This window comes from Streptomyces sp. NPDC030222 (assembly GCF_055573115.1).
The window spans coordinates 294,756-308,193 of sequence record NZ_JBVICA010000005.1 but is presented as its reverse complement, the minus strand read 5'-3'; the positions used below and the strand labels follow the sequence as shown (position 1 = coordinate 308,193).

At 72.1% G+C, this 13,438-nt stretch carries 12 protein-coding genes; 2 read left to right on the top strand and 10 right to left on the bottom strand.

All coding sequences use genetic code 11. The features are described 5' to 3' along the window. Positions 1-49 precede the first annotated feature (49 nt). From ACZ4Z5_RS10215 to ACZ4Z5_RS10200, 4 genes are all read right to left on the bottom strand, one after another. A complete protein-coding gene (locus tag ACZ4Z5_RS10215; RefSeq protein WP_468259396.1) occupies positions 50-943 on the bottom strand; it encodes an alpha/beta fold hydrolase in 894 nt (297 codons plus the stop codon). Positions 944-1,008: 65 nt separating this feature from the next. After that, positions 1,009-2,085, bottom strand: coding sequence for a methyltransferase (locus ACZ4Z5_RS10210; protein WP_468259393.1), 1,077 nt, complete (start codon positions 2,083-2,085; stop codon positions 1,009-1,011). Next, on the bottom strand, positions 2,082-3,317 hold the full coding sequence (locus ACZ4Z5_RS10205) for an acyl-CoA dehydrogenase family protein (protein WP_468259390.1): 1,236 nt from the start codon (positions 3,315-3,317) through the stop codon (positions 2,082-2,084). The genes ACZ4Z5_RS10210 and ACZ4Z5_RS10205 overlap by 4 nt, the downstream gene beginning before the upstream one ends. Next, positions 3,314-4,084 (bottom strand): NAD-dependent epimerase/dehydratase family protein, encoded by a 771-nt coding sequence (locus tag ACZ4Z5_RS10200; protein ID WP_468259388.1) that lies wholly within the window; start codon positions 4,082-4,084, stop codon positions 3,314-3,316. The genes ACZ4Z5_RS10205 and ACZ4Z5_RS10200 overlap by 4 nt, the downstream gene beginning before the upstream one ends. 193 nt (positions 4,085-4,277) lie before the next feature. On the opposite strand from ACZ4Z5_RS10200, the gene ACZ4Z5_RS10195 reads away from it, so the two are divergent. Beyond that, on the top strand, positions 4,278-5,405 hold the full coding sequence (locus ACZ4Z5_RS10195) for a nucleotide disphospho-sugar-binding domain-containing protein (RefSeq protein WP_468259385.1): 1,128 nt from the start codon (positions 4,278-4,280) through the stop codon (positions 5,403-5,405). A gap of 63 nt (positions 5,406-5,468) precedes the next feature. Here ACZ4Z5_RS10195 and ACZ4Z5_RS10190 read toward each other — a convergent pair whose 3' ends face one another. From ACZ4Z5_RS10190 to ACZ4Z5_RS10175, 4 genes are all read right to left on the bottom strand, one after another. After that, the gene (locus tag ACZ4Z5_RS10190) at positions 5,469-7,094 is read right to left on the bottom strand and encodes an FAD-binding oxidoreductase (protein WP_468259382.1); all 1,626 of its coding nucleotides are present in this window, start codon (positions 7,092-7,094) and stop codon (positions 5,469-5,471) included. 35 nt (positions 7,095-7,129) lie between these two features. Then, positions 7,130-8,563 (bottom strand): activator-dependent family glycosyltransferase, encoded by a 1,434-nt coding sequence (locus ACZ4Z5_RS10185; protein ID WP_468259379.1) that lies wholly within the window; start codon positions 8,561-8,563, stop codon positions 7,130-7,132. A gap of 47 nt (positions 8,564-8,610) precedes the next feature. After that, a complete protein-coding gene (locus ACZ4Z5_RS10180) occupies positions 8,611-9,828 on the bottom strand; it encodes a methyltransferase domain-containing protein (RefSeq protein WP_468259377.1) in 1,218 nt (405 codons plus the stop codon). An 80-nt stretch (positions 9,829-9,908) separates the two neighbouring features. Next, positions 9,909-11,192 (bottom strand): aromatic ring-hydroxylating oxygenase subunit alpha, encoded by a 1,284-nt coding sequence (locus ACZ4Z5_RS10175; protein ID WP_468259374.1) that lies wholly within the window; start codon positions 11,190-11,192, stop codon positions 9,909-9,911. 210 nt (positions 11,193-11,402) lie between these two features. Between ACZ4Z5_RS10175 and ACZ4Z5_RS10170 the strand changes: the two genes are divergently transcribed. Then, positions 11,403-12,122 (top strand): class I SAM-dependent methyltransferase, encoded by a 720-nt coding sequence (locus tag ACZ4Z5_RS10170; protein WP_468259372.1) that lies wholly within the window; start codon positions 11,403-11,405, stop codon positions 12,120-12,122. A 24-nt stretch (positions 12,123-12,146) separates the two neighbouring features. Here ACZ4Z5_RS10170 and ACZ4Z5_RS10165 read toward each other — a convergent pair whose 3' ends face one another. Together ACZ4Z5_RS10165 and ACZ4Z5_RS10160 are read right to left on the bottom strand one after the other, a co-directional pair. After that, positions 12,147-12,404, bottom strand: a complete 258-nt coding sequence (locus ACZ4Z5_RS10165) for an acyl carrier protein (protein ID WP_468259369.1) — start codon at positions 12,402-12,404, stop codon at positions 12,147-12,149. Positions 12,405-12,467: 63 nt separating this feature from the next. Beyond that, positions 12,468-13,406 carry an NAD-dependent epimerase/dehydratase family protein gene (locus tag ACZ4Z5_RS10160; RefSeq protein ID WP_468259367.1) on the bottom strand — a complete coding sequence of 313 codons (939 nt, stop codon included), beginning with the start codon at positions 13,404-13,406 and terminating at the stop codon, positions 12,468-12,470. Positions 13,407-13,438 lie beyond the last annotated feature (32 nt).

Below are 13,438 nucleotides of genomic sequence, written 5' to 3'. Positions count from 1 at the left end.
TCACCCGGGCCGACGCGCGTGCCGGCATCCCCCATGCCGGTGCACGGCGTCACCCATGCCGACGCACGTGCCCGAGCACGGCCTCGGCGAGGCGCCGGTGCACGGAGCCCGGCAACGCGTGTCCCATGCCCTCGATCTCCACCAGTGCGGCGCCCGGGATCAGACCGGCGAGATGGCGGCCGTGCGGCGGGGGCGCGATCGGGTCCTCCATGGCCTGGATCACCTGGGTGGGGACGCGGACGTCGCGCAGTTCGGGGGCGCGCTCACGCGGCGGCGGCTGGACGGCGTAGTGCACCTGCGGCTCGGTGAGCGAGCCCGAGTGGTCGATGGCCTGCTGCTCCCACCGCCGGAACTCTGCCTCGTCGAAGGCGACCTCGTCACCGGAGAACAGTTTCCACCGGCGCACCCGCCGGTCCAGTTCCGCCTCCGGGCCGTCCGGTTCCTCGTTCATGACGGCGAGCGCCTTCAGGAACCGTTCCCGGGGCAGCGGAAGGCCGTCGGCGGAGGGCTCCCCGGCCATGGCGCGGCGGATGTTGCCGGGGAAGTCCACGTCGAGCGCTCCGCCGAGCATCATCGACATGCTCAGCATCCGGTCCGCGTGGTCCAGCGCGACCAGCTGGCACAGGACGGTCCCCATCGACATGCCGACGAAATGGGCCCGTTCGACGTCCCAGCCGTCGAGCACCGCGACGGCGTCCGCGGCCAGCCGGAGATAGCCGTACGGCCGCTCGGACAGGTCCCAGACGGTGGAGCGGCCCACCCCCCAGTGGTCGTAGCGGATCACGTGCAGCCCGCCGGCGACGAGCAGGTCGACGAACTCGACGGGCCAGCTCATCGCGGTGAGGTTCCCGCCCGCCACCAGGAGCAGGGCGGGGTCGGCCGGGTCGCCGAAGTCCTCGGTCCACAGCTCGACGTCCTTCGACATGACGATGCGTTGTGCCACTGCGACATCCCTCTCGGCTCTGGAATCCGGGGTTTCCGTGGATCGGCGGTCGTGGCGGGACGGGCTCACCGCGGGGCGAGCTCCCAGAGGCAGGAGTCCAGCGGCACACTGGGCGACACCAGGGGCCCGGTCCGGGAGACGACGCGGAGGCCGGCCGCATCGGCCAGAGCGGCCCACTCACGGTCGGTGCGGACCCGGCCGCCGAGGAACACCAGCATGCGCATGTCGAGCACGCTGAAGTACAGGTCCGACGTCCTCGTCCCGCCGGGGGCCGCCTCGGCCCTCTCGAGCAGGACGATCCTGCCCCCGGGCCGCAGGGCGTCACGGCAGCGCCCCAGGATCCGCAGCGCGTCCCCGTCCGGCCAGTTGAGCAGGACGAACGACAGCACGACGACATCGGCGGACACGGGCAGTTCGTCGAAGAAGTCGCCGCCGACGACGTCGATGCGGCCGTCCAGCCCGGCCGCCGCGATGCGCTCGCGTGCCCGCTCGGCCGCTCCCGGCAGGTCCAGCAGCGTGCCGCGTGCCTCGGGCGCGGCCCGCAGAATCGCGCCGAGCAGTCCACCGGGCGCACCGCCGACGTCGAGCACATGCCGCGCCCGGCTCCAGTCGTACGCGGCGACCGGCGCGGTGAAGGCCGCGTCCTCCCTCGTCGTCATCAAGGCGTCGAACGAGGCGCCCAGTCGGCGCTCCTCGGACATGTCCGCCCAGAACGGCCTGCCGTAGCGGGCCTCGTACTGCGGCCGTCCGGTGCGGACCGCCTCGAGCAGACCCAGGAACGTCAGGTCCGCGCGCCCGACGGCCTGGTCCAGGTCGAGCCATGAACGCTGCCGTGACGGGTCGTCGTCGGCGAGCAGCTCGCCGATGCGGGTCGGCGCGTAGCGGCCGGGTCCGCCCTCCTGCAGGACGCCGGCGGCGGCCAGGTGCCGCATCAGCCTCGACAGCGCGTCCGCGTCCGCACCGGTGGCCTCGGCGAGGGCCTCCGGACTGGTGGCGCCCGCGCGCAGGTGGTCGACCAGTCGCAGGGTGGCCGCGACCCGCAGCGCCATCGGGGTCACCAGGTTCGACATCCGCACCAGGGCGTCGACGGGCCGCTCCTCCCCGTCGGCGCCGCCGTCGGTTCCGCTGCTCGTATCGCTCACGCCGCGCTGCCTTCCCGGTCGGTGCCGAGCGCGTACGCGCTCAGGTGGTCGACGGCGTCGGCGTAGGTGAACGGCTGCATGAACCAGCCGGCCCGGACGTCGCGGTAGTGGCGGGACAGGGGGTGGTCCGCGGTGAACGACGCACCGCCCGCGAGGGTCATGCAGTCCTCGACGATGCTCGCCGCGGTGCGGTTGACGACGAGCTTCGCGTACTGGAAAGGAGCCATCATCCGGCGGCCGCGCTCGCCGGGGTCGTCCGCCGTACGGTGTGCGTGGTGGTCGGCGTTGGTCAGGGCCGCCGCGAGCGCCGTGCGCAGCGTGTACAGCTTCACGTCGAGCTCGGCGACCAGGGTGCGGACCGCTGCCGCCGGCTGCCCGGGACGCCGGGCGATGCCCGTGACGGCGAGGTCGCGTGCCGCCTGTGCGATCCCCGCGTAGACGCCGAGCAGTCCGATCGAGCTGACGGTCTGGCCGGCCATCGCGGCGTCGTTGCGGACGCCGACCGGGCCGCGCAGGAAGACGTCGGCCGGGGGCACGGGACAGTCCTCGAAGACGACCTCCGTGCTGGCGGACGCCCGCATTCCCATACCGTTCCAGGTGTCCGGCGCCTTGAGACCGGGAGCGTCGGCGGGGAGGAACGCGGAGGCGAGCAGCGGGGGCCCGGAGGAGGGGCGGGCCTGTGCCGCGACGACGAAGTGCGTGGCGAACGGAGCCATGCTGACCAGGATCTTCCGGCCCGTCAGCCGCCACCCGCCGTCATCGGCGGGCACCAGCTCGGTGGTGGCGCCGGCGTCCTTGAGGGCGCCGCTGATCAGTGCCCCTCCCGTGCCCATGAGCCGCAGCAGCCGCTCGGCCAGGGCGCGACCGGTGTCGGTACCGTGCTCACGCTCGTACGACATGGTGATCCCGCGGCTGAACTGCATGTGCAGCGACAGCGCGACGGACGCGTCGGCCTCGGCGATCCGCTTCACGGCGAGGCAGACGTCGTGGACGCTGCTCACGCCCAGTCCGCCGAACTCACGCGGCACGGTCGCTCCGAGTACGCCGTCGGCGCCCAGGTGCCGGAAGGTGTCCAGCGGGAAGGTGCCGCTGCGGTCGCAGTCGGTCGCGCCGGACGCCATGCCCGGCAGATGCCTGCCGAGTACGTCCAGCAGTGCCTGGCCCTCGGGAGTGAGCGGTTCGGTGAGGTCCCCCGCTTTCCCCGGGGCCGAGCTGCCGGCCTGATCCGTCATGGCCTTTCCGTCCTTTCCGTCCGGATGACGTCCGTGGGGCGTGTCGCCGCCAGATACCGGTCGATGGCGGTCCTGTGGTAGCCGGGCCCCAGCCCCAGCCGGTCGGCCTCGGGTACCAGCCGCCGCAGTTTCCTCGTGGAGGGGCAGTGCTCGATGCTGTCGTCGGTCACCTGCCACTGGGCCGTGACCCCCAGCCGGTGTTCGAGGTACCGCACGACGCTGGCGACCTCCACGCAGTCCCCGGAGGCTACGTTCACGGTCTCGTCGCACACCCCGGTGCGCAGCAGGGCGTCCACGACGGTGGTGAAGTCCGCCACGTGGAGCATGTCCCGGCGCGCTCCGTTCTGGACGCGGACCCGGCCGGCCAGCACCTGGGTGACGAGCGCGGTCAGGAGGCGGAAGCGGGGTTCGTCCGGGCCGAGCACATAGCCGAGGCGCAGGATGAGGTGACGCACCCCGGAGTCCTTGATCAGCCGTTCCAGGTCCAGCTTGTGCTGGCCGTAGCGGGTGGATGCGGTCTGCGGGCCGTCCTCGTCGCCGGGGCCCCCGGGTCCGCCGTACATGCTGGCGGTGGAGAAGAACACGAGCATCCGGCCGTGCCGCAGGCAGTGCCGGATCGTGTCGCCGACGAGCCCGGTCTCACGCCGGTGTTCCGTGTCGGGCAACGGGTGCGTGGGCACTCCCGCGGCCAGCACCGTCGTTCCGGGGTGCCCGGCCGAGAGCGGCGCGAGGTGTCGGGCGAGGAACCCGTTCCCGATGATCTCCATCTGACAAGGCAGTCCTTCGGCTCGCTGGGGACACCGACCCTCGCAGCCGGGTGTCGAAGGACACTCGAAAGGTCTCGGACGGCGGGCCGAGGCACGGCGGGACGCCCGTTCAACAAGGCTCCGTGCGCCTTCAAGGACACGCATGGACAGTGACACCGTCACCCCCGTCCCTCTCGCGAGGCGAGGAGCTCCCATGCGTGTACTGTTCGTCAACTCCCCAGGGCTGGGGCACATCTTCCCCTCCGTCCCCCTGGCGCACGCGCTGACCGCAGCGGGTCACGACGTGCTGTACGCGCAGGGGGGTGATGCCGGGGCGGTGGCCGCCGCGGGCGTCAACGTCGTCGATGTGACCCCCGGGCTCGACTACGCGACGGTGTTCCGGCCCGAGGAGATCGACTTCAGCGTCGACGGCGGGGACGAGTTCGTCGCCTCCCTCTTCGCCAGGGTCTCGGGGGTCACCGTCGACAGGGTGGTCGACGTCGCCCGTGCCTGGTCCCCGGATCTGATCGTCCACTCGCCGCTCCAGGGCGCCGGCCCGCTCGCGGCGGGGGCGCTCGGCGTGCCCGCGGTGTCGGTGATCACCGGGCCGGCCGACAGCGCACCGGGCATCGCCGGACTGCTGCGCGACCACATGGCGGAGCACTATCTGCGGCACGGCGTCACGCCGGCGGCCGCGCCCGGCTTCCGGCTCAACTCCATGCCGCCGAGCCTGCTGAAGCTCCTGCCGGAGCAGGTGCGCGCGGACGACGACGTCCCGGTCCGCTATGTGCCCTTCAACGGCAACGGCGAGCTGCCGGGCTGGCTGCTGGAGCCTCCGCGGCGGCCGAGGATCGCCGTCACGCTCGGGTCGATCGCCGGTCTGTGGGGCGGCCTGGCCGTGCTGGCGCCGCTCGTCGCCGCGGCCGCGGATGCCGACGCGGAGTTCGTCGTCACCCTCGGCGGCGGCGACCCGTCGCTGCTGGGTGAACTGCCGCCCAATGTACGGACGGTGGACTGGCTCTCCCTCGGGCCGCTGCTGAGCACCTGTCGCGGTCTGGTGCACCACGGCGGGTCTGGCACGTCGGCGGTCGCGATGGTGGCGGGCGTGCCCCAGTGCGTGATGCCGCTCAGCCCGGACCAGAAGGACAACGAGCGAGCGGTCGTCGAGCGGGGCATCGCCATCGGGGCGTCGGCCGAAACGGTCGGTGCGACCGAGTTCCGTGCTCTGCTGGAGGACGAGGGGCTGCGGGCGGCCGCGGCCGAGGTGCGCGACGAGACGGCGACGATGCCGTCTCCCGCCGCGCTCGTCGGACGGCTGGAGTCCCTGGTACGAGGGACGTGACCGGGCGGGGGCCCGGACGCCGGCAGGACGTGACCGGGCGGGGCCGCGTACGCCGGCAGCGCGTCAGCGGCCGGCCGGACGGACGGACATCGCGTGGCGGAAGACGTCCGCGGGGTCCCATCGCGCCTTGACCTGCTGGAGCCTGGGGTAGTTGTCCCGGTAGTAGAGGGTGTGCCACGGCACCCCGGAGGTGTTCCACCGGGGGTCGGTCAGGTCGGCGTCCGGGTAGTTGATGTAGGAGCCGCCGTTGGCGGCGTTCGGTACGGGAACGCCGCCGGTGTCCGCGTACACGTCCCGGTACAGCTCGCGCACCCAGGCCAGTTGCGCGTCGCCGGAGATGCCGGGCCACCACGAGGTCTCGTACGTGGCGCTGAAGAGGGAGTCACGGTGCGGGACCGCCGTGGCGGACGCCGGGACGGCGTTGATCCTGCCGCCGAGGGTGGAGAGGTACACGGCCGATGCCTGGTGCTCGTCCCCGCCCTGCGTCAGACAGCGGTGGAGGGTCCGGATCTGGCCCTCCGTCCATGGCTTGCGCAGGAGTGCGGCCTTGGACTTGAACGGGTACCGGCCGCCGGCGTAGGGGTCGGCGGTCAGCGTGGACTTCATCCACAGCGCGGTCGATTCCTCGGTCTCGTGGCGCACACCGGTGCCCGTGGTGACCGCCTCGACGTACTCGTCGAGCAGTGCCTTGCCGTGCGGCAGGGAGCCGTCCACGTTGGCCACGAGGGTGAACTGTCCGGACGCCCGGTGGTTGAGGATGAGCCAGCTGCTGAGCGGGGCGTAACGGGAGCCGGCGCCCGACTCCTTCTCGTGCCATGTGCCGTGGTTGCGGAGGATCCGCACGAACGCGGACTCGGTCATGGACGCCCACGACCAGCGGACGGTGACGGAACGTATCGTCGCCGGCGGGCGCGGCAGCAGGGTCGTGGGGTCGTTGCCGCGCGCGCCGGGCGAGCGCATCAGATAGCGGGTGACGATCCCGAAGTTTCCGCCGCCCCCGCCGGTGTGGGCCCACCACAGGTCGTGGTGGGGGTCCGCGGGGTCCCGGGTGGCGAGCACCAGACGGGCGCGGCCGCCACGGTCGGCGACGACCACCTCGACGCCGTAGAGGTGGTCGGCGACGAAACCGTGGTGCCGGGACAGCCCGCCGTACCCGCCGCCCGCGATGTGGCCGCCCGCACCGACGGAGGGGCACGCTCCCGCCGGTACGGTCACGCCCCAGCCGAGGTAGAGGGTGCGGTAGACCTCGCCGAGCGTCGCGCCGGACTCGATGGCGAAGGCACGGTGCCGGGAGTCGTAGTACACGGACTTCATCTCGGAGACGTCCACGACGACCTGGACGTCGGGGTCGTCGACGAAGTTCTCGAAGCAGTGTCCACCGCTGCGGACGGCGATGCGGCGGCCGGTCCGCAGGGCGTCGTCCACCGCGTCGACCACGTGGCGGGCGCGATGGACGAGGCGTACGGACTCCGGCCGGCCGGAGAAGCGCCCGTTGTAGCCTCTGGCGACCAGCTCCGCGTACCGCGGATCGCCGGGGCGGATGTCCTTGGCCGGGGGCGGCGGGAAGCAGCCACCGGCCCCGGTGTCCGCTGCCGCTGCCGCCGTCCCCGTGCCGGGCCCGGCCAGTACCGCGGCACCGCCGGCTGCGACGCCGCCCGCCAGAAAGCCGCGGCGCGAGAAGTTCTTCACTGCCACTCCCCCGTTCCGTTGTGGGTCGTTCGGTGTCATTCGGTCTGCGCGGCCGCCGGAGCCGGACCGTGATGGCCTCCGGTGCCGCGCCTGTTCGCCTCGACGAGTTCCTCCAGGACCGGCACGACGGCGCTGGGCGCGGGCATGTCCCTCGACTCCTGGCGCAGCCGGCCGGCGGCTTCGGCGAAGGAGCGTTCCGTCAGCAGGCGGGTGAGCATGCCGCGCAGCATCCCGGCGTCCGCGCGCTCCGGTGCGGCGACCCGGAGCCCGGCTCCGCGCTCCTCCAGCAGTCGTGCCTTGTGGTCGGTGTCCCACACCCCGTCGGGCAGGATCAGCTGGGGCACCCCACAGCCCAGGGCGGTGTTGAAGGTGCCCGCACCACCGTGGTGGATCACCGCGGAGCAGCTGGGCAGCAGGGCCTCCAGCGGGACGAAGTCCACGACGCGGACGTTGTCCGGTACCTCGGTGACCGACGCGAGCTGGGCCTCGTTCAGGGTGGCGACCACCTCGACGTCCTCTCCGGCGACGGCCGCGAGCACCTCCCCGAGCGGCACCCGGTCGGCGCCGAGCAGCTCGCGGTGGGAGACGCCGAGCGTCAGGCAGACCCTCCTGCGCTTCGGCGGTTCGCGCAGCCACTCGGGAAGGACGGAGCCGCCGTTGTGGGTCACCACGCGCATCGGTACGCGGTCGAGCCCGACCGGGAAGCGCAGGGAGGGCGGCAGCGGGTCGATGGTGCGCTGCCCGACGACGAGGTCCTCGCCGAACCGCCCTCCGTACCGCCGCATGGTCCAGCCCAGCCACTCCTCCATCGGGTCCTCCCGCTGCCTCGGGGGCAGCCGGCGAACCGCGTCGAGGTACGACTCGCGCATCCGGCCGATGAGGTCCAGGCCGAACAGCAGCCGGACGTGTGCCGCGCCGCCGGCCCGTGCGGCGATGGGGCCCGCGAAGGTGAGCGGGTCCCAGACGACCAGGTCCGGCCGCCACCAGCGGGCGTGGCGCACCAGGTCGTCGACCATCGCCGGCGCGGAGTACTGCTGGAAGACATGGGTGGTCATGGCCGTGAAGACGCCGTGCATGTACGCGTACGACAGCTTCTCCGGACGGATCTCGGTCATGTCCGTCCAGTACGCGAACCGCTCGGCCATCGCGCGGTAGTCGTCCGCGCCCCCGGCTGCCGGGTCCTGTGCCGCGTGGTCAGCGGGCCCTTCATGCGCACCGCCCTCGCCGGGCCCGCCCGTCCTGCCCGTCCCGTCCGTCCCGTCATGCTGTTCGTACGACTCCATCTGCGCCGCCAGGTCGAGCGCGGCGCCGGCCGTGACGGCGGTCAGGCCGGTGCCCGTGATGTCGCGGGCGAGATCGGGCTGGCCGGCCATATGGACCTCGTGGCCTGCCGCCCGGAGCGCCCATGCCAGCGTGACCTGCGCATACAGATGGGACTTCGCGGTGTGTGTGGTGAACAGGACCCGCATCGGGCACCCTTCTTCGGCCGGCGTGGTCGGGCGGGAGCTTGAGGCGTTCACACCACCCGGACGTCCGGGACATAGAGGATCCACTTGCCGCCCGATGCCCGGAACTGCTGTTCCTTCGCGATGATCTCCTCGGCGTGGTTCCAGGCGAACAGCACGGCGTAGTCGGGGAAGGGGTTCTCGAACTCCTCACGCGACCGCACCGGGATGTGCGAGCCGGGGGTCAGCCGCCCCTGCTTGTTCGGGGTGGTGTCGGAGATGAACGAGACGAGGTCGGGTCCGATGCCGCAGTAGTTGGCGACGGTGGCGCTCTTGGCCGTCGCCCCGTACCCGACGACCGTACGGCCCTCGTCCCGCAGCCTGCGGAGCAGCGAGACCAGCTCGTCCCTCGCCCGCTCCACACGGCCGACGAAGCCCTTGAGCGTCTCGAGGTCCGACAGCCCGCGCCGCCGCTCCTGCTGCAGCAGTTCGGCGACCGCGGGCGAGGGGGTGCGCCGTCCCGCGCGGGCGATCGTGTAGCGGACCTCCCCGCCGTGCACGGGCAGCCGTTCCACGTCGACCAGTTCGAAGCCGAACCGCTCGACCATGGAGCTCACGGAGGAGACGGAGAAGAAGTAGTAGTGCTCGTCGTAGATCTGGTCGAAGGAGGCGAGGTCGACGATGTCGGCGAGGTACGGGTCCTCGAAGACGAACACCCCGTCCGGTGCGAGCAGGGCGTCCACTCCCTGGAAGATCGAGTCCAGGTAGGGGATGTGGCAGATCGTGTTCGCCGCGTAGATGACCTGCGCGTGCCCCTCGGCCTTGCGGATGTCGGCCGCCGTCGACTCCTGGAAGAACTCGGTGGCGACCCGGATGCCCTGGCGCCGTGCGAGGTCGGCCACACTCTGCGACGGTTCGACGCCCAGGTGCCGGACCCCGGCCTCGGAAACGGTGCGGAGCATCACGCCGTCGTTGCAGCCCACCTCGACCAGGAACGCGTCCTTCCCGGTGAGTTCGGTCTCCAGGAAGTGCCGCGCGGTCTCCTCGAAGTGCCTGCGCATGACGGAGGAGCCGGACGACAGGTACGGATAGTGGCTGTTGAACATCAGGTGGCGCGGCACTTCCTCGGTGAGCTGGACCATGGTGCAGTCACCGCAGACGCCGACGGCCAGCCGGAAGAAGAACTCGTCACCGCGGTACTCGGGTTCGAGGAGCCCGCTGGAGAGCGGCTGCTGCCCGAAGTCCATGAACTCGTGCAGCCGACCGCCGCAGATCCGACAACTGAGCATGGTGGAAGCCCTCTTCCTTGAGTAGCGGAGATAGCGATCGTCATGACGTGCGGCGGCGGTGCGCCGGGGCCGCGGCGGCCTCAGAGCTCTCCCGGCCAGTCGCCGTCGCCGCGGAGCAGGGCCCTGGCCAGGTTCTGGTAGAAGGCCACGACGCCGGGTTCCTTGGGGCTCAGATGGCCGCGTGCGGCGAAGCGCGATCCCACCGCGCGCTGGACGGCCTCCAGCCCGTTCCGGTCCTCGGTGTTGATCATGCCCGCGTACGACTCGGCCTGCTTGCGCATCTCGTCGAGGTCCGCGCCGTCGAGCGCGGTGCGCGGCACGAGGATGCCGCCGCGGACGAGCGTCCGGTCGATCGTCTGCGGGATGAGGCTGAGCCAGACGACCATCTCGCCGGCCGCGGCCAGGCTCGCCGAGGGGAAGACGAAGAAGCCGTACAGATGGGCCTTCTCGTCGTCGGTCAGTGGCAGGGTATGGGTCTCCTGCGGCGTGGTGAACGGGATGAGCAGGCGCAGCGCCCACGGGGAGTCGACCCGTACGTCCGTGGGGGACCCGCCGGGCGTCGACTGCTGGAGGGTCTCCTGGTGGAAGCCCATCACGTGGTAGTTCTCGTGGGCGTTCTCGGCGGCGACCTTCCAGTTGCAGGCCCACTCCTCGCTCCAGGAACCGAGCTGCACCATGTCGTCGAGCCGGTAGTTGGCCAGGTCGTCGGAGATCCGGCTCAGTTCGGGGGCGAGCGGGGCCGCGGCCGGGTCGAGGTTCACGTACACGAGGCCGTGCCACTCCTCCACCGCGAAGGCGGGCAGCCGGCAGCCCGTGGGGTCGAACTCCGGGTTCCGGCGCATATGGGTCGCGCCGATGAGCCGGCCGTCGAGTCCGTACTTCCAGAGGTGGTACGGACAGGTGAAGGAGTCGGCGCGGCCGGCCGCTCCGGCCTCGACCAGCGGCATCATCCGGTGCCGGCAGATCGGTGACATGCCGTGCAGCACCCCGTCCGCGTCACGGGTGACCACCACCTGCTCGCCCGCGACGACGGCTGAGACGTAGCTGTTCGGCTCGGCGAGTTCGTCGCGGTGGGCGATGAGCACCCAGGACCGGCCGAAGACACGGGTGCGTTCCAGCTCGTACAGCTCGGGGGAGGTGAACGCCCGGGGCGGCAGGCTGAGCTGGGGCGCCGCGTCCAGGTACCGGCGCAGCTCCTCCAGCAGTGCTGCGACCTCACCGGAGGGCGACCCGATGTCCTCACCGCACGGCGCCCCGATGTCCTCACCGCGGCCGTGGCCCCGGACCGCGCCGTGGTGGCCGTGGGGCGCCGTGCGTGGATGGTTCTCGTCGGCCGTCCGGCCTGTGCTCACGCCTGTGCTCACGGTGGGACTCCCAACCTATGCCGCGGGGTACGTGGTCCTGCGACCCTGGCAGCACGGGTTCGAACCCCGCTCGACGACGCGGGCGGCCGTCACGGCGGGCTCCGCCGTCCCCCACGTCCAGCCGGTCTCCGGCGTTCCTCTAGCAGCCCGGCCGACGATCGGGTGTTTCCGGATTCCCGTCCCTTCGGGCGCGCAACGAATGAGGTCGCTGTGTACGGAGCCGAACTCGCCGAGATCTACGAGCTGATCCATCGCGGCCGTGGCAAGGACTACCTCCGGGAAGCGGCGGAGGTGGCGCGGCAGGTGCGTGAGCGCAGGCCGGACGCCGCCGCCCTGCTCGACGTGGCCTGCGGCACCGGGGCCCATCTGCGGTGCTTCGACGAGCTGTTCGACGAGGTGGCCGGCCTGGAGCAGTCCGAACCCATGGCGCGGTTCGCGCGGCAGGCGCTGCCGCACGTCCCCGTGCACATCGGTGACATGCGGAACTTCGACCTCGGACGCACCTACGACGTCATCACCTGCATGTTCGGCTCGATCGGCTATCTGCTGACGGAGTCCGAGCTGGTCGGCGCGGTGCGCCGGTTCGCACGGCACCTGTCGCCCGGCGGGGTGCTGGCCGTCGACCCGTGGTGGTTCCCCGAGACGTACCGGCACGGCCATGTCGCGGGCAGCACCGTGGCCGTCGAGGGGCTGACCGTGTCCCGGGTCTCCCACTCCGCGCGGGAGGGGACGGCATCCCGGATGAATGTGCACTACCTGGTCGCCGACGGTGCGTCAGGGGTACGGCACTTCCATGAGACCCACCTGATCGGTCTGTTCTCCCGGGATCAGTACGAGGCGGCGTTCACGGCCGCCGGTTTCGGCGTCGACTACATCCCCGTCGAGCCCGCCGGCCGTGGCCTCTTCGTCGGCGTCCGGTCCGCCGGCTGACCCGGCGGACGGGGCGCGGCGGGTTCAGGGCTGCCGGGCCAGCTGCTCGTTGGCCTCGACGAGGAACTGGTTCAGCGTCCGGATCCGGGTCTCCGCCTCCGGCATGCCGATCGCGTACCTCCGCTCGACCTGACTGATCGCCTCCAGCAGGGCGAGCGAGTCGTACCCGAGGTGGGACAGCTCGACGTCGCCCACCTCCCCGTCGTCGAGATCGACTCCCTCGGCCTCACCGGCGCACTCGCGGAAGATGCCGACCAGGACCGGCAGGGTGAGTTCACTCATCACACGTACCTCTCTGTTCATGGGGAAGAAGTCCGCCGTCGGACGGCGGAGGAGGCCGGGGGCTCAGCCCGCCGCCTCCCACATGTCGCGCAGGGAGTCACGCAGACCGATGGCCGGGCGCCAGCCGAGCACCTGCTGCGCGTGCCGGATGTCGGCCCTGGTCCAGCCGCCGCCCTTGCTCTCCACCGATCCGCCGGTCTCCTCGATCGTCCCCGGCGGAAATCCGGCCACGTCGACGAGCGTCGTCACCAGCTCGCGCATCGTCGGCGCCTCGCCGCGCCCGATGTTGAACACCGAGCCGGGGGCCGCCGCCTCGGCGGCCCGCAGCGCCGCCGAGGCGACATCGCGTACGTCGATGTAGTCGCGGGCGGCGTCCGCGATCACCAGTTCCAGCCGCTCCCCCGGCAGCAGTCCGCGCAGCCGGCGCAGCACCGAGCCCAGGAAGCTCGCCTCCGACGGGTGGGGCCCGCACACATTGACCGCGCGCAGCACGACCCCGTCGACGTCCCCGGCGCGGGCCGCTTCCAGCACGGCCCGCGAGCCGGCCAGTTTCGTACGGGCGTACGCGGTGCCCGGATCCGGTACCACCGACTCGTCGATGCCGGTGCCGGGCGGTACGGAGCCGTACTCGTGGATGCTGCCGATGTGGACGACGCGGGGGCGTGCGGGCAGCGCGGCCACCGCGGCGAGCAGCCGGTCCACCAGCCGCACATGGGCGTGGTGCATGGCCTCCTCGGTCACCGCCCAGCCGCCCGTGGCGTTGACCACGACCTCCACGTTCCGCGAGGCGAGCAGTTCGGCGGTCCTCATCGGGTCCGCCGATGCCACGTCCAGTGCGACGAAGGCATACCGGTCGCCGGCGGCATGCGGCGCGGGACGTCTTGCCACGCCGAGCACCTCGTGTCCCGCGCCCGAGAACACCGCGCTCACCTGTCGTCCGATGCCACCGGTCGCGCCCAGCACCGCGACCGTGCCGGGCCGGGGCGCATCACGCGGGGTCACCACGCCGCTCCCCCTTCGTCGCTGCCGTCGAC